Consider the following 19,443-nt stretch of genomic DNA (forward strand, 5'->3'; position numbering starts at 1 on the left):
CAGCTATGAGCTTATTCCGACCGGTTACGAGGGCTCGGCCGGCGCCACGAATGTGGCGCCGGAGCCCGGAATTACTCGGGCGAGCGGAAACTCAGGCTGTAATTGACGGCCTTTGGCCCCGGATCGAGGATGTCCAGTGCGATGTGAATAGGCGTCTGGCTGGGCATTTCCCCCTTGCCCGCCAATTCGCCACTGAGGTATTCGGCCGGCTTGAAGCGGCGACTGGCAATCAACTGGCCATTGAGGTCGGCGAAGCGCAGTTCCAGCAGGGGAAACGGCTGGGAGAAGGGAGCACGGTTGTAGATGATCGCGTCGACGATCAGGGCGCCAGTGAAATCCGGGTGGCTGCGGACCACCAGGTTGCTGCTCTTTATTCGAGCGATATCGACTTTTGACGGCACGTTGCAGCCCAATTGCGGGCACAGTTGCTGGAACCACGGGCGGTACTGATCCTGGCGAGCCAGTTCATCGAAGTGGTACGCAATGTACTGGGCGGCGAGGCCGGAGGCGGCCAGCAGGATCAACAGGCTCCAGAGCAGGCGACGGCCCCACGAGCTGCGTGGCTTTTGCCAATCGAGCTGCAAAGGGTCGTCTACCAGGTCAAGCAATGGCTCCTTGCGCGCGGGTCGACTGGACACTGCCCCCAACGCGGGTTCCTGACGTTCCTGTTCGACCGCTGGTGCTTCATCATCGGCATGCAGGGTGTCGTGTGCCGACAGACGGTCGCTCGGCAGGTCGGGCTCATCGTCGTCGGCGCCATGCGCGACGCGTGGCTCGTCATCGAAGTCGTTTGAGTCGAGCGACAGGGAGGGTTCTGTTCGCGCCCCCTGAGCCGGTTCGTGGTCTACCGGCTCATTGTCTATCACGGTGGGATGAGACGCTTCCTCCGCGGCTACGGGTGGCTCGTCTGCCGGGTTGCCGAACAGGTCGTCGGCCAGTGGCGGTTCATCACCGTCGCGGCTGGCGCTGAGGCCGGTATCACGTCGTGCTGGCCCCTTGAGCTCGGTGATGGGCTGGATTTCGCGCTGTTCCAGGCGCGCCAGCTCTTCATCGAGGTCAAGGTGGTCGAGGTCCAGTTCGGCTGCGCGCCATTCCCGTTGGCTGATCGCCGGGGCTGGCGGATTTGCCGCCGGCGCGCTGAGCGGCGCAGGTGGCTGCTCGGTTTCGGCGGCCTTGTTTGCAGCCTGCTGCTCAAGCAGTTGGCGGGCAGCGTTGAACACTTGCAGACAGTTGCCGCAGCGCACCACACCGCGCGCCACACTCAGTTGAGTGTGGCTGACGCGGAAACTGGTCTGGCAATGGGGGCACTGGGTGACGAAACTGTCGGTCATGCGGCGATCCGAATTGTGCAAGCGTCCATTCTAGGTGCTCTTAGCGACGGCGACCACTGATACGCACCCAGCCATCGCGTTCGACGATTGGGTCCAGCTCGAAGTCATTGGCATAGGCGGCTGCGACCTCTGCGCCTTGCTCGGCGAGAATGCCGGACAGCGCCAGCAAACCACCGGGGCGAACCAGGCTGGAGAGTTGCGGCGCCAGCGAAACCAGTGGGCCGGCGAGAATGTTTGCGACCAGTACCTCGGCCTGCATGGCGGGCATCTGCTCTGGCAGGTACAGCGGGAAGCGTTCATCGGCGATGCCGTTGCGCCCGGCGTTGTCGCGGGAGGCCTCGAGGGCCTGCACGTCGATATCGGTACCGACGGCCTGGCGCGCACCCAGCAACAGTGCGGCGATGGCGAGGATGCCCGAGCCGCAGCCGAAGTCGAGGACTTCACGGCCTTGCAGGTCCTGGCCGTCCAGCCATTCCAGACACAGCGCGGTGGTCGGGTGGGTGCCGGTGCCGAAGGCCAGGCCCGGGTCGAGCAGCAGGTTGACCGCTTCGGGCTCTGGTGCGGCATGCCAGCTTGGCACGATCCACAGGCGCTTGCCGAAGCGCATTGGCTGGAAGTTGTCCATCCAGCTACGTTCCCAGTCCTGATCCTCGATCACCTCGGCGTGGTGCTCCGGCAACTCGGCGCCGGTCAGCAGGCGCAGGTGGGCAAACACCGCGTCGGGCTCGGCATCGGCTTCGAACAGGGCCAGCAGGTGGGTGTGCGACCACAGTGGGGTGGTGTTGAGGTCCGGTTCGAAAATTGGCTGGTCTTCGGCATCCATGAAGGTGACGGAGACGGCGCCGACTTCGAGCAGGGCGTCTTCATAGGTTTCGGCTTGTTCCGGGCTGATAGCCAGACGTACTTGCAGCCAGGGCATGGCGTTTACCTTTGGGAAATCTACAGGGGCAGCCAACGGCTGCGTCAAGCGCGCCAGTTTACATGAGTGCGAAGGGTTTGGCGTAGAGGGGATGCATCACCGGCAAGGCCGGAGCCTGCAGACGCGCAGGCACCGACATTGTTGGTGTGATTCAGCGTTTTGACGGCGAGACGATGATCTTCACGTTTTCCTCTTTATTGTTCACCAGCTCGTCAAAGCCGCGCCCGACGATCTGCTCCAGGTCGATGCGCCCGGTCACCAGCGGGGTAATGTCCAGCCGCCCGTCGGCGATGAACGCGATGACGTCAGCAAACTCACCGTTGTATGCCAGGGCGCCGAGGACCTGTTTCTCGGTCGAGACCAGCTCAAAGAAATTGAACTCGCTCGGCTCTTCGAAGATCCCCACCAGTACGCACTTGCCTGCCTTACGGAGGGTGTCGATGGCCAGTTTGGCGGTGTGCTTGTTGCCGATGCACTCGAAGCTGACATCGGCACCCAAGCCGTTGGTCAGGGCACGGATCTCGGCCAGGGCATCGCACTCCTTCGGATCAAGCACCGCGCTGGCGCCCACCTCCAGGGCCTTGGCCTTGCGTGCGGAGGACATTTCCAGGGCAATCACCTTGGCTGCGCCTGCCGCTTTGGCACACATGATGGTGCACAGGCCGATGGTGCCGGCGCCAACCACGACGACAGTCTGGCCAAGCAGGTTGCCGGCTTTCTTGACCGCATGCATGCCCACCGCCAGGGGCTCGATCAGTGCGCCGGCCTCCCGAGGGAAACCGGCCGGGAGTTTGTACAGCAGGTTGGCCGGTACGTTGACGCGCTCGGCGAATGCACCGTTGTTCATCAGCCCGGTAAAGGCCAGGCGCTCGCAGATGTTGTACAGGCCGTGGGTGCAGTAGTAGCAGGTGCCACAGTGCTGGCAGGCATCGGCGGCGACCGGGTCGCCGACGGCATAGCCTTCGACCCCGTCGCCGAGCTTGAGGATTTCGCCACAGAACTCATGGCCCAGGATGCATTGGCCCTGGATGCCGGTCAGTGGGTGCGGGGCTTCGACCGGAATGAATACCGGGCCGGCCACGTATTCATGCAGGTCGGAACCGCAGATGCCGCACCAGTCCACTTTGATCTGAACCCAGCCCGGCGGTGGGTCGGCGGGCAGTGGTACGTCTTCGACGCGGATATCGTGGCGGCCATGCCAGACGGCGGCACGCATGCTAGCGGTGTTGGAAAGGTCGTTCATGGCGTTATCTCCCTGATTGCTCGACGGCCTGAAGGAATGCCAGCAGGCACTGGTTGACCTCTTCGGCGGCTTCCATCTGCAGCATATGCCCCTGGCCGGGGAGGATCTTGACCTGTGCCGGTAGACCGTCCACATGGGTGGCCGGGATGATTGCGTCTTCGGCGCCCCAGAGCAGCAGGCTCGGCTGCTGCTCGACCACCGCACGCAGGTCATGCCGTTGTTGGCCGTTCTCGCAGATCATTTGGGCCAGTTGTCGCAGCGCGCTGTCTACGCCTTCAAGGCGCTTGAACTTGAGCATGTCTTCGAGCATTTGCCGGGTGACCAGCCCGGGGTCGGAGAACAACTGCACCAGTTGCGGTTTGAGTGCGTTGCGGTTGCTGGCCTCGACAAAGCCTTGCAGGTAATCGGCATTGATTTCCCGGCCCAGGCCTGCGCTGGCCAGCAGGCTCAACGAGTGCACCCGGGATGGCGCCAGGCGTGCCAGGTTCAGTGCTACCGCGCCGCCCATGGAGTGCCCGGCCAGATGCACCCGTTCGATGTCCAGATGGTCGAGCAGGGCCAGTACGGTTTGGCTCAACTCATCCAGATCGCCCCGTTGCAAGGTCTTGCCGGACTCGCCATGACCGGGCAGGTCTAGGGCAATGACGCGGCGTTCGGCGGCCAGGCTTGGGTGATTGAACAGCCAGTTGTTCAGGTCGCCGCCAAAGCCATGCACCAGCACCAGGGGCGTGCCACCCTGGCCGAGTTCGAAATAGCGCAGGGTGCGCCCGTCCAGATCGATTTTCTGCGGTGCCGGGCCGCAGTCCTGTTCGCCATCGCCGCCGGGGACGAACGCCTCCTGGAAGCGCTGCACAACCTGATCGATGTCTGTGTCGCTGGCCTCGCCTTCGACCACCACCGCGAGCAGGGCACCGACCGGCAAGGTTTCGTCGGGCCGGGCGATCTGTCGGCGCAACACCCCGCTGAACGGCGCTTCGACGCTGCTGGAGATCTTGTCGGTCTCGACATCCAGCACTTCGTCGCCCTTGTTGATTTGCGCGCCTTCTTCCACCAGCCAGGCATCGACCCGGCCTTCGGTCATCGACAGGCCCCATTTGGGCATGGTCAGGGTGTGGATCTGGCTCATGCCGCCTTCCTCCCGGCCATGACCTTGTGCACCGCGGCTTCGATCTTCGCGGCTGTCGGGATATAGAGGTCCTCAAGGGCATCGGAGAATGGCACCGGTGTATGTGGTGCGGTGACCATTTCAATCGGTCCTTTCAATGCGGCGAAGGCTTTTTGCGCGACCAGCGCGCTGATGTCGGTGGCCATGGAACAGCGCGGGTTGGCTTCGTCGATCACTACCAGGCGACCGGTTTTTTCCACGCTTTCCAGAATGCTGTCTTCGTCCAGCGGGCTGGTGGTGCGCAGGTCGAGTACTTCGCAATCAATGCCCTGGCGGGCCAGGCTGGCGGCGGCGTCCATGGCCAGATGAACCATGCGCCCGTAGGTCACCAGGGTGATGTCGTCGCCGTCACGCAGGTAGTTGGCCTCACCGAACGGGATGGTGTAGAGCTCTTCCGGCACCTCGCCCTGCATGCTGTAGAGCAGTTTGTGTTCGCAGAAGATCACCGGATCGTTGTCGCGGATCGCCTGGATCAGCAGGCCCTTGGCGTCATAGGGCGACGATGGGCAGACCACTTTAAGGCCGGGGATATGTGTCCACAGTGAGGTGAGCATTTGCGAGTGCTGGGCGGCCGCACGCAGGCCCGCACCCACCATGGTTCGCATGACCAGCGGGGTGACCGCCTTGCCACCGAACATGTAGCGGAACTTGGCCGCCTGGTTGAGGATCTGGTCGAGGCAGCAGCCGGCAAAGTCGACGAACATCAACTCGCACACCGGGCGCAGGCCTTGGGTGGCAGCCCCGACAGCGGCGCCGACATAGCCGATCTCCGACAGCGGGGCGTCCAGTACGCGCCCCGGAAATTGCGGGTACAGGCCTTTGGTTACGCCCAGTACGCCACCCCAGGCATCCTCGGCGCCGGGTGCGCCGGCACCGCCTGCGACGTCTTCGCCAATGATGAAAACGCTGGTGTCGCGACGCATTTCCTGGGCCAGGGCTTCATTGATGGCCTGCTGGTAAGTGATCTTTCTCGCCATGATGATTCTCCACGTATTCTTGTTGTTGGGGTGGCTCAGGGGTAGGACACGTACACGTCGCTGAGCAGGTCGGCGGCTTCGGGTTTGGGGTCGGACTTGGCGCGGCGTACCGAGTCTTCGATCAGGTCCTCGACCTGGCCATCGATCTGGTCCAGTTGCTCGGTGCTGAGCAGGCCGGCGCGCACGGTGCGGTCACGGAATTGCATGAGGCAGTCACGGGTTTCTCGCAGGTTTTTCACCTCGTCCGGGGCCCGGTAGGTCTGGGCGTCACCTTCGAAGTGGCCGTAGTAGCGGGTCAGCTTGACCTCTACCAGTGAGGGGCCTTGCCCGGCGCGGGCGCGGGCAATGGCGGCACCGGCAGCTTCATGTACGGCAAAGAAGTCGTAGCCATCGATGGTCACCCCCGGCATGCCGAAACCGGCAGCGCGGTCGGCGATGTGATCGCAGGCCACCGACCAGTTCGACGCGGTGGCTTCGGCATAACCGTTGTTCTCGGCGACGAAGATGCAGGGCAGGTTCATGATCGACGCCAGGTTCATGGCCTCGAACACTGCGCCTTCGTTGGAGCCGCCATCGCCGAAGAACACCACGGCAACGTCATCGGTGCCCTTGAGTTTGGCCGCCAGTGCCGCGCCTGCTACCAGCGGCGCACCCGCACCGACGATACCGTTTGCTCCGAGCATGCCTTTCTCCAGGTCGGCGATGTGCATCGAGCCGCCCTTGCCGCCGCAGACGCCGGTTTTCTTGCCGTAGATCTCGGCCATCATCCCGTACACATCGACGCCCTTGGCAATGCAGTGGCCGTGACCACGGTGGTTGGAGGCGATGCAGTCGCTGTCGCGCAGGTGCGCCATCACCCCGGCAGCGGATGCTTCCTCGCCGGCATACAAGTGGACGAAACCAGGAATCTCGCCGGTGGCGAACTCCACGTGCAGGCGTTCTTCAAAGGCGCGGATGGTGCGCATGACCTGATAGGCATGCAGCAGTTGTTCGGTGGACAGGTGAGTGGACATCTTGTTGTTCTCCAGGGTTGTCTCAGCACGGTTGATTCGCAGGGTGTTGCGGGTGTTCACGGCCAACGGCCAACAGGCGATGGCGGGCGGCGTAGGCGAGTACCGCTTCGACATCGATGCTCAACGGGCCATGGCCGTCGAGGGTGATGGTGGGGCGGTCCTGCTCGCTGAACTCGATTTCGCGTTCACCGTCCAAGGCCAGGGTGCCGCTGGCAAGGCTCAGTGAGTGGGCCACGCCAGGTGTCAGGGTGCCGGCGGCGGTGACTCCGCAGCCCAGCAGCAGGCCGGGTGCCAGCGGTGCCAGCAGGGCCTGGTCGGCGTGGGGGTGCAGGCGTACCCAGGCGCCCTCGGGGGCATTTCGAGGTACCGGACACCACAGCCCGCACAGTGCCGAGAGGCCGATGGCATGAGGTTCGGCGAAGGTCACGAAGACTTCCGCAAGGTCTTCCGTGCGGCTGATGGCGCGGGCACCGACAAAACGTTGTGGCGACACCGCGACGTCCACCAGCGCCCATTCACAGATACCTCGGTTGGGTTCGCGCACGAGCAGGCGTTTGTTGCGCCGCAGGCTGACCGGTGCCGGCACCCGGCCACTGGCATAGAGGCCACCGGCCAGGCCTGCGCTGGTGGCTTCGCGCAGTTCAGGAAAAGCATTGTTGGTGCCGGTGGAGAGCGTCAGCAGTGGGATGTCACCTACCTCGGCAGCCACTGCCTTGTGGGTACCGTCGCCACCCAGCACCGCAATGAGCGTGGCGCCCTGCTCGACCATCAGGCGGGCGGCCAGGCGGGTATCTTCGACGGTCTGGCGCAGCGGCATGTCGAGGATGCGCAGCTGTGGCCAACGCTGCTGGGCAGCCTGTGGCCCGAGGCCCGCCTTGAGTACGGCAGCGGCGATGCCGGTCATGTCCGGCGGCAGCAGCACCTGGTCAACCCCGGTCGCGGCAAAGGCCGCCAACAGGCGTTGCACGGCCGAGGCCTTATCGGTGCTGGAATAGAGCCCAGCGTTGGCAGTCAGTCGGCGCAGATCGCGACCCGAAGCCGGGTTGGCGATGATGCCTACGGTGAGAACGGGATGGCTCATGGGCACACCTTTGGTTTTGTTTGTCAGGGCTAGAGCAAGCGCGGTGCCAAGGTGCCTTGATCGATGCGCAAAGGGCCGCTCCAGAGCGGTTTTGTAGTGAGGTTGTGCATGCGCGTGGCACGGTGCGGCAAGACGCTGGGTGTCAGTCGCAGGGGTTGTTGGCTGAGACGCCGAGACGCTGCGTCTCACAAAGGCCGTGGCGCAGGCAGTGCTTGTCGAGGGCCGGCAATGGGCGCTTAATGAGCCGCATAACGATAAGAACACGAGAAACGGAGGCCCCATGCTTGCCGCGAACTCCAAGGCCCACGTCGATTGCGTCAGCCGTGTGCTGAAGAACGCCGATCGTCTGCCTCAAGCGCCAGTCCCGGCGCCTATCCTCGACTCTTGGCGCCGCTCCATGGAGCAGCACCGTCTTGACCCGGCCTCGCTGCAAGGGCCGCGTATCCTCTCGCAAAGCTCGCTGAATGAATGCCGCGAGCGTGCCGAACTGTTCCTGCGCATCGCCAGTGATGCTGTGGCGCGCCTGCATGGGCGGGTGCGTGATGCCGACTACTGTGTGCTGTTGACCGATGCCCAGGGGCGCACCATCGACTACCGCGTCGAGTCGACGATTCGCAATGACTGCCGCAAGGCGGGCCTGTACCTGGGTACCTGTTGGTCGGAAGGCGAGGAGGGCACTTGCGGCGTGGCCGGGGTGCTGACCAGTCACGCACCGGTCACTGTGCACAAGCGCGATCACTTTCGAGCAGCCTTCATCGGCCTGACCTGCTCGGCTGCCCCGGTATTTGACCCTCAGGGCGCCCTGTTGGGCGTGCTCGATGTCTCGGCGCTGCAATCGCCGGACGACCGTCGCAGCCAGCACTTGATCCGGCAGATGGTGGTCCAGAGTGCGCGTGAGATCGAGAACGCCTTTTTCATGCACAACGCCGAACAGCATTGGGTGTTGCGTGCTCACAGTGCGCCCGGCTACGTCGACAGCCAGCCAGACTTTCTCCTGGCCTGGGATGCCGACGGGCGCTTGCAGGCGCTAAACAGTGTGGCCCGGCGGGTGGTGCTTGAGCAGTGCGGGCAGGTGCCGGAGCACATTGGCCAGTTGTTCGACCTGGAGACCCTGCGGGCCGCGACCGACGAGGCGGCCCAGCGTTTGAACTGGACTGCCGCCGGTGGCGAAGTACACGCCCGGGTCAGTTCGCCACGACGCCAGCCAGTGCGGCGGGCGACCCGAATTGGACAGCTTGCGGTCGATCCGCGAGTGACGGAAGCCTTGCGCCTGGCGACGCGGGTCAAGGACTGCAACCTGGCGGTGCTGGTCCAGGGTGAGACAGGCTCGGGCAAGGAGGTTTTTGCCCGCCAGTTGCATCAGCGCAGTGCGCGAGCGGAAGGGCCTTTTGTGGCGCTCAACTGTGCGGCAATCCCCGAGAGCCTGATCGAGAGTGAGTTGTTCGGCTACGTCGCCGGAGCCTTCACGGGGGCCTCGACCAAAGGGATGCGTGGGCTGCTGCAGCAGGCTGATGGCGGTACGCTGTTTCTCGATGAGATCGGTGACATGCCGTTAGGTCTGCAAACGCGTCTGCTGCGGGTGCTGGCTGAGGGCGAAGTGGCCCCTCTTGGGGCTTCCCGGCGCGAGCGTGTGGATATTCAGGTGATCTGCGCCACGCACCGTGACCTGGTTGCAATGGTGGCTGCAGGCAGTTTTCGAGAGGACCTGTACTTTCGGTTGGCCAACGCCCGTTTTGAACTGCCGCCGTTGCGCGAGCGTAGTGACTTGTTGGTGTTGATCAATCAGGTGCTGGAGGAGGAGGCGAAAGCCTGTGGTGTGCAGGTGGGGCTTGGGGCGGCGGCGCTGGAGTGCCTATTGAGCTACCGCTGGCCGGGTAATTTGCGTCAACTGCGGCAGGTGTTGCGGTATGCCTGTGCCGTATGCAGTGCCGGCACCTTGCAGGTGGAGGACCTGCCGCTGGACGTGCGCGGTGCGCAGTGCCCGGCACCCGAGCAGCAGCGGGTCAGCCCGCAGCGGCAAGTGCTGCTTGACGCGCTGGTGCGTCATCGTTGGAAACCGGGTGATGCTGCGCGCGCGCTGGGAATCTCGCGGGCGACGTTGTACCGACGGGTGCATGAACATGGCATTGAAATGCCAAGGATGCAGGCGCCGCGTACGTGAGTCCCCTATAAAACAAAAAGCCCCTGGCCTTTCGGTCAGGGGCTTTTGCACATCACTTTCGGATCACTCCTGGTTAGCCAGTTTGTGTTCCAGATAGTGAATGTTTACGCCGCCTTTGCAGAAACCTTCATCACGCACCAGGTCGCGGTGCAGTGGAATGTTGGTTTTGATGCCATCAACGACGATCTCGTCCAGGGCATTGCGCATACGGGCCATGGCCTCGTCGCGGTCTTTGCCGTAGGTGATCAGCTTGCCGATCAGCGAGTCGTAGTTCGGCGGTACGCTGTAGCCGCTGTACAGGTGCGAATCGACACGGATGCCGTTGCCGCCTGGCGCGTGGAAGTGCTTGACCGTGCCTGGGCTCGGGATGAACTTCTTCGGGTCCTCGGCGTTGATCCGGCATTCCAGCGAGTGGCCGCGAATCACGACGTCTTCCTGGGTGAACGACAGCTTGTTGCCAGCGGCGATGCTCAGCATCTCCTTGACGATGTCGATGCCTGTGACCATCTCCGAAACCGGGTGCTCCACCTGAACACGGGTGTTCATTTCGATGAAGTAGAAGTTGCCGTTTTCGTAGAGGAACTCGAAGGTGCCAGCGCCACGGTAGCCGATCTCGATGCACGCCTGGACGCAGCGGGCAAAGACTTCCTGACGGGCTTTCTCGTCGATGCCTGGTGCTGGCGCTTCTTCCAGCACTTTCTGGTGACGACGCTGCAGCGAGCAGTCACGGTCGCCCAGGTGGATGGCATTGCCCTGGCCGTCGGACAGTACCTGAACTTCCACGTGACGTGGGTTGGTCAGGAACTTCTCCAGGTAGACCATGGAGTTGCCGAACGCAGCACCGGCTTCGGTACGGGTCAGTTTGGCCGAGGCAATCAGGTCCTCTTCCTTGTGCACCACACGCATGCCGCGACCACCACCGCCACCGGCGGCCTTGATGATCACTGGATAGCCGACTTCACGGCCAATGGCCAGTGCAGTCTCTTCGTCTTCCGGCAGTGGGCCGTCGGAGCCTGGTACGGTCGGTACACCGGCGCGCTTCATGGCGTCCTTGGCCGAAACCTTGTCGCCCATCAGGCGAATGGTGTCGGCTTTCGGGCCAATGAAGGCAAACCCGGAGTTTTCTACCTGCTCGGCGAAGTCGGCGTTTTCCGCGAGGAAGCCGTAGCCTGGGTGAATGGCGGTAGCGCCGGTCACTTCAGCCGCGGCGATGATTGCCGGGATGTGCAGGTAGGACTGGCTGGCCGAAGCCGGGCCGATGCAAACCGATTCGTCGGCCAGGCCCAGGTGCATCAGCTCGCGGTCAGCCGTGGAGTGTACGGCGACGGTCTTGATGCCCATCTCTTTGCAGGCACGCAGGATCCGCAGGGCAATTTCACCGCGGTTGGCGATCAGAACTTTTTCCAACTTCGCAGGTTTCAACATCGTTGGCTCTCCGCGGTTCAAACGATGGTGAACAGCGGCTGGTCGAACTCAACCGGCTGGCCGTCTTCTACCAGAATGGATTCAATCACACCGCTGGTTTCAGCTTCGATGTGGTTCATCATTTTCATGGCTTCGACGATGCACAGGGTGTCGCCTTTCTTCACGGTCTGGCCAACTTCAGCGAAGTTTGGCGAGGTTGGCGAAGGCTTGCGGTAGAAGGTACCGACCATTGGCGAGCGAACCACGGTGCCGTTCAGTTTTGGCGCGGCGGCAGCTTCGGCAACCGGGGCGGCAGCAGCGGGTGCAGCGGCAGGTGCGACGGCAGCAGCCATTGGGGCTGGCGCGTAGTACTGCTGAGCTGGCGTCTTGCTGTGGCGGCTGATCCGTACGGATTCTTCGCCTTCCTTGATCTCCAGCTCGTCGATGCCGGACTCTTCCAGCAGTTCGATCAGTTTCTTGACTTTACGGATATCCATGAATCATCAACTCCCAAGGTTCGGTCAGGGGCGTATAAACGTGTAATCAAACGTTTCTATGAGCCCGGCCAATGGGCCAGGTACTCGTTATCAGGGCTTTGCGTTCGCTGCCAATTGCTCCAGTGCAGACTCCAGGGCCAGCCGGTAACCGCTAGCGCCCAGGCCGCAGATCACGCCTACGGCGACATCTGAAAAGTAGGAGTGATGGCGAAAAGGTTCACGCTTGTGCACGTTAGACAAATGCACTTCGATGAATGGGATGCTCACCGCCAGCAGCGCGTCACGTAATGCGACACTTGTGTGCGTAAAAGCCGCCGGGTTGATCAGGATGAAGTCCACGCCTTCGTTGCGTGCGGCGTGGATACGGTCGATCAACTCGTATTCGGCATTGCTCTGCAGGTACTGCAGGTGGTGGCCAGCGGCACGGGCGCGCTGTTCCAGGTCCTGGTTGATCTGATCCAGGGTCACGGCACCGTAAACACCAGGCTCGCGAGTGCCAAGCAGGTTCAGATTGGGGCCATGCAGTACCAGTAGCGTTGCCATCTGCGGATCCTTTTTTATTCGTGCGAACACATCAGCGCGGCGACTATGCCGCAAGCACGGGGCAGTGTCCAGTTACCTGCAATAGCCAGCACGATGAGCGAGATTCACGCAAAATATATGACCATTTTGTTAACTTTGGTCATGCATGCCGCTTTTTTACGACCACAGCAAGTTATAGACGCAGTTCGCTACGAATGCGCAACAGATGTTCAGCAAATTCGCCGGCGTTTGTCTCGCCAACCACTCGGGCGTCGGTTTTTTCGCTGCCGTTCGCCGCAAAAAACATCAGCGCAGGTGGGCCGAACAGGTGGTAGCGGTCGAGCAGGGCGCGTTGTTCGGCGGTGCTCTCGGTGATGTCGAACTTGATCAAGCGAAAGCCTTCCAGATGCGCCTGGACAGCAGGTGCACTCAGTACTTCGCGCTCGATCACCTTGCAACTGATGCACCAGTCGGCGTACCAATCCAGCACCACGGGTTGCCCTGCCGCTTTGGCCTCGGCCAGGGCGGCGTCAAGTGCTGCGGGTGTGCGCACCTTCTGCCACGCATCGGCCTGGGCGCTGGCGATGGCACTGGCGCTGCTTGGCAGGTGCGTTTTGCCCAGTGGCCTGAACGGGTCGGTCTGGCCACTGAAGGCGCCATACCAGCAGGCCACTGCATAGGCGAGCAGTAACAGACCGAGCAATTGCGTCAGGCGTCGGGCCGGGCTTTTCTCGATGAACTCAAGGGCACCGAGGAACAGTGCGACACCCGCCGTCAGCAAGCCGATCAGCACCAGGGTCACTTCGCCCGGCAATATCCGGCTTAGCAGGCCGATGGCCAGACCCAGCAGCAAGACACCAATGGCATTTTTCACGGTGACCAGCCAAGGGCCGCTTCTTGGCAGCCAGGCGGCACCGCCGGTGGCGACCAACAGCAGCGGCGCCCCCATGCCCAGGCCCAGGGCAAAAAGCTTCAGCGCGCCGCCCAGCGCATCGCCACTGGCGCTGATATACAGCAGGGCGCCGGCCAATGGTGCGGATACGCAGGGCGATACCAACAAGCTGGAGAGGATGCCAAGCACCGCCGCACCAAGCAGTGAGCCGCCGCGTGTACGCCCGGCAATATGGTCAAGGCGAGTGCTCACGGCCAACGGCAAGCGCAGTTCAAACAGACCGAACATGGCCAGGGCAAAGACCACGAAGAACAGCGAAAACGGCACCAGTACCCAGGCCGATTGCAGGCGCGCCTGCAGGTTCAGTTCGGCGCCGAACAGCCCCATCAATGCGCCCAGCAGGGCAAAGCAGGCGGCCATCGGCAGGACGTAGGCCAGTGACAGGCTCAAGCCTCGCCACCCACCGATATGGCCGCGCAACACCACGCCGGAGAGAATCGGCAGCATTGGCAGTACGCACGGGGTGAAGGTCAGGCCGACGCCGGCGAGGAAGAACAGCAGCAAGGCTTTCCAGTCGGTATGGGTACTGGTCTTGGCCGTGTCGGCTGGCGCCGCGCCGCTGCCCGAAATGCTCAGGCGCTCAGTTTCCGGTGGGTAGCACAGGCCTTTGTCCGCGCAGCCCTGGTAGGTCACCAGCAGGGTGAAGGCGCGCTTATCGGCGCCCCGTGGCAGGGTGATGTCGAGGATGCCGTGATACACCTCGACATCGCCGAAGAATTCGTCGTGCTTGGCTTCGCCTTTGGGCAGCTGTGCGCTTCCCAGTGCAATGTCGGCGGGTTCGCTACGGAACTGAAAGCGGTGTCGGTAGAGGTAGTAACCCTCGGCAGCGACGAAGCGCAGGGTGATGGACTGCGCATCGTCCTTGACCAGGCTGAGCTTGAACGCTTCGCGTACTGGGAGGAAATCGGCGCTGTTGTTCAGCGTGGTGGCGCCTAGCGTTGCACTCGGACGGCTGTCGAGCAGGCCGGCGGTGGCAACGGGCAGGGCCAGGAGCATAAACAGAAGGCAAAGCAGACGGCGCATGACAATCTCGCGGAACGGGTATGGGCGCATCATAGCGGAGTGTGCCGAGACGTGCAGGCGCCGCGCACCCCCTTACATCCCGCGGATGCCTTTACAGTCATCCGGTGCGCCACTCAAACCCTGAATGCGCGAACGGCAGTGTTCAGTTCGCCCCCCAGCCTGAGCAACTGTTCGCCCTGTTCACGGCCCTCGCCGATACGATGCAGGTTGTCTTCACCCAAGGTGTGGATGCGCTCGCTGTGATCACGAATTTCACTGACCGCGCCACTCTGTTGAGCCGTGACATCTGCGATACGCTCGGCGGTGGCAGCGATGGTCTGGATTGCCCCGACGATTTCATCCAGTGCGCCGTCGGCGGCCTGGGCCTGGCTGGCGGTCGCTTCAGCATGTTCAACCTGCGCACGCATACCTTCCACCGAATGGCGTGCGGCCTGTTGCAAGCGCTCGATCAGCGTTTGAATTTCTCCAGTAGCCCCCGTCGTGCGCTGCGCCAGCGAGCGGACTTCTTCGGCGACCACGGCAAACCCCCGGCCCATCTCGCCAGCCCGTGCGGCCTCGATGGCCGCGTTGAGGGCCAGCAGGTTGGTCTGTTCGGCAATCGAGCGGATCACCGTCAGTACACCCCCGATGGTTGCCGACTCCTGAGCCAGTTGTTCGATCATCTGGGCGTTGCCCTGCACCTCGCCGACCAGCGAGTGCAGCCCGGTCAGGCTTTGGCCAATGACTCGCTGCCCCTGCTCGACGGCACGCCCGGCACTGCGGCTGGCATCGGCAGCCTGGCTGGCATCGCCAGCGACCTGGACAATCGTAGCCTCCAGCTCACCCAGCGCGTCGCGTATCTGCGCTGTATCTCCGGCCTGGCGCTCGGCGCCATCGTGCAGGGCACTGCTCATGTTGGCCAAGGCATGGCTGCTGCCGGCCACTTGTTCGGCATTGCTGCGCAACGTGCCAACCAGTTCCACCAGATAGATGCGCAGGCGATTGAGCGAGTCCTGAATATCGCGCAACTCGCGGTTGGTTGCGCCCAGGGCGATGGTCTGGCTGAAGTCGCCTTCCGCCCAGCGCGACAGTGCCGGGGAGAGGTTGGTCAGCACCCGCGTCAAGCGTCTCTGCAGGGTGTCGATCAACAGGGCAATCAGCAGGATCATGGCAATCATGACACCCTGGATCAGGCGTACTTCACCCTGTATCTGCGCGTGCTGGCTACGCACGCCTGGCTCCAGTTCGGCAATCGCCTGTTGTACTGCTGCAATGCGCTCATGGGTGCTGTTGGCCAGCTCGGCGCGGCGTTGAATCTGTTCGCGGGTGCGTTGAAGCTCGCCCGGATAACGGCTTAGCAGGCTGTTAAGCTCGCGTTTCAGGGCGATGCCGCTGTCTTCGGCGACGGCGGTGGTTTCGCTCTGCAAGCCCATCAACGCGGCGAAGTCGTCTGTGCTCGAGGCCGTGCTGGCGGTGACGCCCAGCAATGGCAACTGGTCGAGGGCGCGGGCTTGGCCGACGATGCTTTGCAGCTCGCGCTCGACCTCGTCGGCCAGTTCGCTGCGACCACTGCTGACCAACTTGTCGCGTGCCAGCGAGAGCCTGCCCAAATGCACGCTGGCATTGAGCAGCGCTTGTGGGTAGTGCCCGGCGTCGGGGCTATTGCTGCTCTGGGCATACTGCGCCAGTTGTTCAAGTGCAGCACCAAGCTCGCGTTCGGCTTGCAGCAACAGGGCTTGAGGGTCGCCGGCAAGCTTGCCGGCGGCCAGCAGCTCGGAGCCGGTAAACGCCTGCAGGCTGTCCAGGCTTGGGCGCAGGCGAGCGGCTAGGTCGTCGGGGAGAACACTCAGTTGTGCCTGCAAGTCGACGATAGCCTGCTGTGCTTCAGCATGGCGCAGCGCATCGCCGCTATTCAGGTAGTCCTGAATGTTGCGCGCGGCCTGGTTCTGAAACTGCTGGGACAGGCCCAGGTAGCGCTCCATCAGCAGATAGGGGCGCTCCAGCGCATGCTGTGACCACCACAGTGTCGCGCCCAAGGCCAGGCAGACGGTGACCAGCAACAAGGTGTTGAGATTGGTAAGCAGCTTCAGGCGCATATCCAGGGTCTACCAACGGCTGAATGGTAAGCCTCTGAAGTTATTGCGTTTTTGTTACGAGGTTATGACGAAGGCGCGGAAGAACTAAAAAAACTGGCACATTGCCTTTATGGTTCGCTGCGCAGCACGGTGTTGCGCCCTGCAGCCTTGGCCCGGTACAGCGCCTCATCGGCGGCGGTTGCCATGCTCAACGCATCGAGCCCGTCGTTCAGTTGTACAACCCCGGCGCTGAACGTGCAGTACAAGTCGCGCGGCTGGGCCGGGTAATGAATTTCGGAGAAGCGTTGGCGGATCTCATCCAGCACTTTGTGTGCGGCATTCAGGTCTGTACTGGGCATGACAATCGCAAACTCTTCACCGCCATAGCGACCAATAAAGTCGGTCTTGCGCAGGCGTTGTTTCAGAAACAGCGCCAGGCTTTTGATCACGCGGTCGCCCATGGGGTGGCCGTGGCTGTCGTTGACCTTCTTGAAGTGATCGATGTCGAGCATTGCAAAGCTCAATGGGCGCTCTTCGCGACGGGCGCGGAAGCTGCAGTCTTCAAGCAATTGCAGGATGTGCGTGTGGTTGTACAGGCCGGTGAGGCTGTCGCGCACCATGCGTGCATTGAGGTTGCGCGCCCGTGCCGCACGGTTGCGTACCGTGGTGATCAGATGGTGCGAACGGATGGGTTTGGTCAGGAAGTCGTCGCCGCCCTCGCTCATGGCTTCGAGCTGCTTGTCCAGGTCGTCCTCGGCCGACAGGTAAATGATCGGCACACTGACATAACGATCGTTCTGTCGGATGACCTTGGCCAGCTCTGGCCCCGTGCAGCCCGGCATGTACAGATCAAGAATGATCAGGTCTGGCTGGAAATCGGCCAGCTCAGCCATGGTTTGAATCGGGTCGGTGAGGGTGCGGGTAACGATGCCTGCGTTGTTCAGCAAGCGCTCGGTGTAGATGGCTTGAGCCCGCGAATCATCAATGACCAGTACCCGGAACGGTTCGTACTGAGTCACGCTGGTCAGCAGTTCGACCTTTTCCAGCAGGCTGGAGGCTTCCAGCGTGCCGGTCAGAAACTCCTGGCCGCCAGCACGCACGGCAGCCAGGCGCGTCGGCGTATCGGTTTCGTGCAGGCTGAAGAACAACAGCGGAAGGGGCTGCTCCAGCCCCTGTTGAGCTTGGGCCGCCAGATGCAGGCCTTGCCCGCTGCCGGTGAAGTCTACGTCCATGACTAGGGCGGCCGGCAGACGCTCGGCCATCGAGGCCCGAAAGGCTTCGGCGCTGTTCAGTGCCTGTACCCCTAGGCCAAAGAACTCCAATTGCGTCGCCAGTCGCTCTGCCCGGTCATGGTCTTGCAGCATGATGTAAACCGGCTTGCGCAGCGGCGGCAGCGGGGTCTGCTCAAGCTGGTCGCCCTGGCGCAAGCCAGTGCGCGACAGGCGTTGCATCAGGCGGTTGAGTTCATTGATCAAGCCGCTGCTCAGGCGCGCACCGTTAGCCTCTATGGCCTTCAGGGTTTGCCCTATTGCCTCGGCCAGTTGACTGTGCTCGGGCTGGTCAAAGCGCTCGGCATAACGCTGCAGTCGCAGGTTGGCTTCGCACAGTTCACCGAGGTCATTGCTCGACCATTCGCTACGCTGCAGGCGTTGCCAGATCTCAAGTATCTGCCGAGCCTGGTGAATGACCCGCTGGGCAAAGTGCTGTTTGAGGCGCTCACGATTTGGGTCTTCTGGCTCGGTCATGTCCTGACTACTTATATAGGGGTGAGGCTGAGTTCCAGTGATGGCTCTATGCTAGCACTACTTTTCAGGCGATCACGTGTCTTGCGTCAAATTACCGCGTTGCCTGCAAATTCAGTTTGTGACCGGATAGTCGCTTATGCGAAGCAGCCGGGTTGATTTATAGTGCAACGCATGATGCCGACCCCCGGCAGGCGAGCGGCTGTGAAAAGCACAGGGTACGCCGGCGCAATGCCTGGGCTTGCGGTCGAACCTTTGAACCGACGTGACTGAAAGGACAATGCCATGCTGGACTGGAAAAACCGTACAGGCAAAGCCGAGGCGCGCGAGCGGGCTGGTACCCGTGAAACAGCAGCGGGCAGCTATTTCAGCGGCCTGTTGTTCAGCCGGGCGCTGGGAACACTCATTGCCCTTTATCTGTTGGTGACGATTGCCCTGGGCTGGTACTGGAGCGAGGAGCCTGACCTGTTCCCGGTTCAGCAGAACGCCCAGGCTGCAGCTGAGCGCACGGGCAAGCAGATGGTGATCGGCTATACCACCATCGAAACCCTCAAGACTGTTTCCGGTACGTTGCTGCACAAGCCCGGTGGCTATATCTCCAACGACCGTTTCCCGCCAGGCCTGTGGATGGACAACATGCCGAGCTGGGAGTACGGCGTGCTGGTCCAGGTGCGTGACCTGAGCCGCGCCCTGCGCAAGGACTTTGCCCGCTCCCAGTCGCAGTCCACCGAGGATGCTGACCTGGCCAAGGCCGAGCCGCGCTTCAACTTCGACAACAAGAGCTGGATCTTGCCGTCGAGCGAGTCGGAGTTCCAGGAAGGCATCAACAGCCTGACCCGTTATCAGAACCGCCTGGCCTCGCCTGACCAGCAGGGCGCGCAGTTCTATACCCGTGCCGACAACCTGAACAACTGGTTGGGCGATGTCGCCACGCGCCTGGGTTCGCTGTCCCAGCGCCTGTCGGCCAGTGTCGGCCGGGTCAAGCTCAATACCACCCTGAAAACCGAGTCTGTGGTTGCCGGCCAGGTGCCGCAATTGGATGAGGAAGTGGTCGAGACCCCGTGGCTGCAGATCGACAACGTGTTCTACGAGGCCCGTGGCCAGGCGTGGGCGCTGTCGCACCTGCTGCGCGCCATCGAGGTCGACTTCGCCGACGTGCTGGCGAAGAAGAACGCCACCGTCAGCGTGCGTCAGATCATCCGCGAGCTGGAGGCCTCCCAAGAGCCTCTGTGGAGCCCGATGGTACTCAACGGCAGTGGCTTCGGCATGTGGGCCAACCACTCGCTGGTGATGGCCAACTACATTTCCCGGGCCAACGCCGCAGTGATCGATCTGCGCCAACTGCTGTCCCAGGGCTGA

Annotated in this window: 15 protein-coding genes; 2 read left to right on the forward strand and 13 right to left on the reverse strand. The window is 62.6% G+C overall.

What is annotated here, in order from left to right:
* Positions 1-71: 71 nt before the first annotated feature.
* From UIA24_RS05145 to UIA24_RS05175, 7 genes are all read right to left on the reverse strand, one after another.
* Positions 72-1,331, reverse strand: a complete 1,260-nt coding sequence (locus UIA24_RS05145) for a DUF3426 domain-containing protein (protein WP_330522333.1) — start codon at positions 1,329-1,331, stop codon at positions 72-74.
* Positions 1,332-1,371: 40 nt separating this feature from the next.
* Positions 1,372-2,250, reverse strand: a complete 879-nt coding sequence (gene prmA / locus UIA24_RS05150) for a 50S ribosomal protein L11 methyltransferase (RefSeq protein WP_099773437.1) — start codon at positions 2,248-2,250, stop codon at positions 1,372-1,374.
* A gap of 151 nt (positions 2,251-2,401) precedes the next feature.
* On the reverse strand, positions 2,402-3,466 hold the full coding sequence (locus UIA24_RS05155; protein ID WP_330522370.1) for a 2,3-butanediol dehydrogenase: 1,065 nt from the start codon (positions 3,464-3,466) through the stop codon (positions 2,402-2,404).
* 31 nt (positions 3,467-3,497) lie between these two features.
* Positions 3,498-4,619 carry an acetoin dehydrogenase dihydrolipoyllysine-residue acetyltransferase subunit gene (locus UIA24_RS05160; protein ID WP_330522334.1) on the reverse strand — a complete coding sequence of 374 codons (1,122 nt, stop codon included), beginning with the start codon at positions 4,617-4,619 and terminating at the stop codon, positions 3,498-3,500.
* Positions 4,616-5,635, reverse strand: coding sequence for an alpha-ketoacid dehydrogenase subunit beta (locus tag UIA24_RS05165; RefSeq protein ID WP_065757947.1), 1,020 nt, complete (start codon positions 5,633-5,635; stop codon positions 4,616-4,618). Before UIA24_RS05165 ends, UIA24_RS05160 begins: the two co-directional genes overlap by 4 nt.
* A gap of 35 nt (positions 5,636-5,670) precedes the next feature.
* A complete protein-coding gene (locus UIA24_RS05170; protein ID WP_330522371.1) occupies positions 5,671-6,648 on the reverse strand; it encodes a thiamine pyrophosphate-dependent dehydrogenase E1 component subunit alpha in 978 nt (325 codons plus the stop codon).
* A 22-nt stretch (positions 6,649-6,670) separates the two neighbouring features.
* Positions 6,671-7,729 carry an ATP-NAD kinase family protein gene (locus UIA24_RS05175; RefSeq protein WP_065757948.1) on the reverse strand — a complete coding sequence of 353 codons (1,059 nt, stop codon included), beginning with the start codon at positions 7,727-7,729 and terminating at the stop codon, positions 6,671-6,673.
* 280 nt (positions 7,730-8,009) lie between these two features.
* On the opposite strand from UIA24_RS05175, the gene UIA24_RS05180 reads away from it, so the two are divergent.
* A complete protein-coding gene (locus UIA24_RS05180) occupies positions 8,010-9,890 on the forward strand; it encodes a sigma-54-dependent Fis family transcriptional regulator (RefSeq protein WP_330522335.1) in 1,881 nt (626 codons plus the stop codon).
* Positions 9,891-9,953: 63 nt separating this feature from the next.
* On the opposite strand, the gene accC is transcribed toward UIA24_RS05180, so the two are convergent.
* The 6 genes from accC to UIA24_RS05210 all read right to left on the reverse strand — a co-directional run bounded on the left by accC (position 9,954) and on the right by UIA24_RS05210 (position 18,087).
* Positions 9,954-11,315, reverse strand: coding sequence for an acetyl-CoA carboxylase biotin carboxylase subunit (gene accC / locus UIA24_RS05185; protein WP_065757950.1), 1,362 nt, complete (start codon positions 11,313-11,315; stop codon positions 9,954-9,956).
* 17 nt (positions 11,316-11,332) lie between these two features.
* Entirely contained in the window at positions 11,333-11,791 is a 459-nt protein-coding gene (gene accB, locus UIA24_RS05190; RefSeq protein WP_065757951.1) for an acetyl-CoA carboxylase biotin carboxyl carrier protein, read from the reverse strand.
* Positions 11,792-11,881: 90 nt separating this feature from the next.
* Complete coding sequence (gene aroQ, locus UIA24_RS05195) at positions 11,882-12,334, reverse strand: type II 3-dehydroquinate dehydratase (protein WP_065757952.1); 453 nt, start codon at positions 12,332-12,334, stop codon at positions 11,882-11,884.
* A gap of 172 nt (positions 12,335-12,506) precedes the next feature.
* Positions 12,507-14,288 carry a protein-disulfide reductase DsbD gene (locus UIA24_RS05200; protein ID WP_330522336.1) on the reverse strand — a complete coding sequence of 594 codons (1,782 nt, stop codon included), beginning with the start codon at positions 14,286-14,288 and terminating at the stop codon, positions 12,507-12,509.
* Between the two features lie 113 nt (positions 14,289-14,401).
* Positions 14,402-16,363: a methyl-accepting chemotaxis protein gene (locus UIA24_RS05205; RefSeq protein ID WP_330522337.1), complete on the reverse strand. Its 1,962-nt coding sequence runs from the start codon at positions 16,361-16,363 to the stop codon at positions 14,402-14,404.
* A gap of 107 nt (positions 16,364-16,470) precedes the next feature.
* Entirely contained in the window at positions 16,471-18,087 is a 1,617-nt protein-coding gene (locus tag UIA24_RS05210) for a response regulator (RefSeq protein ID WP_065757954.1), read from the reverse strand.
* Positions 18,088-18,369: 282 nt separating this feature from the next.
* On the opposite strand from UIA24_RS05210, the gene UIA24_RS05215 reads away from it, so the two are divergent.
* Positions 18,370-19,443, forward strand: coding sequence for a DUF2333 family protein (locus UIA24_RS05215; protein ID WP_330522338.1), 1,074 nt, complete (start codon positions 18,370-18,372; stop codon positions 19,441-19,443).

This window comes from Pseudomonas sp. AL 58 (assembly GCF_036348395.1).
GTDB lineage: Bacteria > Pseudomonadota > Gammaproteobacteria > Pseudomonadales > Pseudomonadaceae > Aquipseudomonas > Aquipseudomonas defluvii.

What these genes read in the sequence shown, in the direction of transcription:
- accB (WP_065757951.1), bottom strand. Translation starts at nt 11,791, where the DNA reads ATGGATATCCGTAAAGTCAAGAAACTGATCGAACTGCTGGAAGAGTCC.
- UIA24_RS05165 (WP_065757947.1), bottom strand. Translation starts at nt 5,635, where the DNA reads ATGGCGAGAAAGATCACTTACCAGCAGGCCATCAATGAAGCCCTGGCC.
- UIA24_RS05210 (WP_065757954.1), bottom strand. Translation starts at nt 18,087, where the DNA reads ATGACCGAGCCAGAAGACCCAAATCGTGAGCGCCTCAAACAGCACTTT.
- UIA24_RS05175 (WP_065757948.1), bottom strand. Translation starts at nt 7,729, where the DNA reads ATGAGCCATCCCGTTCTCACCGTAGGCATCATCGCCAACCCGGCTTCG.
- UIA24_RS05155 (WP_330522370.1), bottom strand. Translation starts at nt 3,466, where the DNA reads ATGCGTGCCGCCGTCTGGCATGGCCGCCACGATATCCGCGTCGAAGAC.
- UIA24_RS05200 (WP_330522336.1), bottom strand. Translation starts at nt 14,288, where the DNA reads ATGCGCCGTCTGCTTTGCCTTCTGTTTATGCTCCTGGCCCTGCCCGTT.
- UIA24_RS05170 (WP_330522371.1), bottom strand. Translation starts at nt 6,648, where the DNA reads ATGTCCACTCACCTGTCCACCGAACAACTGCTGCATGCCTATCAGGTC.
- UIA24_RS05205 (WP_330522337.1), bottom strand. Translation starts at nt 16,363, where the DNA reads ATGCGCCTGAAGCTGCTTACCAATCTCAACACCTTGTTGCTGGTCACC.
- aroQ (WP_065757952.1), bottom strand. Translation starts at nt 12,334, where the DNA reads ATGGCAACGCTACTGGTACTGCATGGCCCCAATCTGAACCTGCTTGGC.
- UIA24_RS05180 (WP_330522335.1), top strand. Translation starts at nt 8,010, where the DNA reads ATGCTTGCCGCGAACTCCAAGGCCCACGTCGATTGCGTCAGCCGTGTG.
- prmA (WP_099773437.1), bottom strand. Translation starts at nt 2,250, where the DNA reads ATGCCCTGGCTGCAAGTACGTCTGGCTATCAGCCCGGAACAAGCCGAA.
- accC (WP_065757950.1), bottom strand. Translation starts at nt 11,315, where the DNA reads ATGTTGAAACCTGCGAAGTTGGAAAAAGTTCTGATCGCCAACCGCGGT.
- UIA24_RS05145 (WP_330522333.1), bottom strand. Translation starts at nt 1,331, where the DNA reads ATGACCGACAGTTTCGTCACCCAGTGCCCCCATTGCCAGACCAGTTTC.
- UIA24_RS05160 (WP_330522334.1), bottom strand. Translation starts at nt 4,619, where the DNA reads ATGAGCCAGATCCACACCCTGACCATGCCCAAATGGGGCCTGTCGATG.
- UIA24_RS05215 (WP_330522338.1), top strand. Translation starts at nt 18,370, where the DNA reads ATGCTGGACTGGAAAAACCGTACAGGCAAAGCCGAGGCGCGCGAGCGG.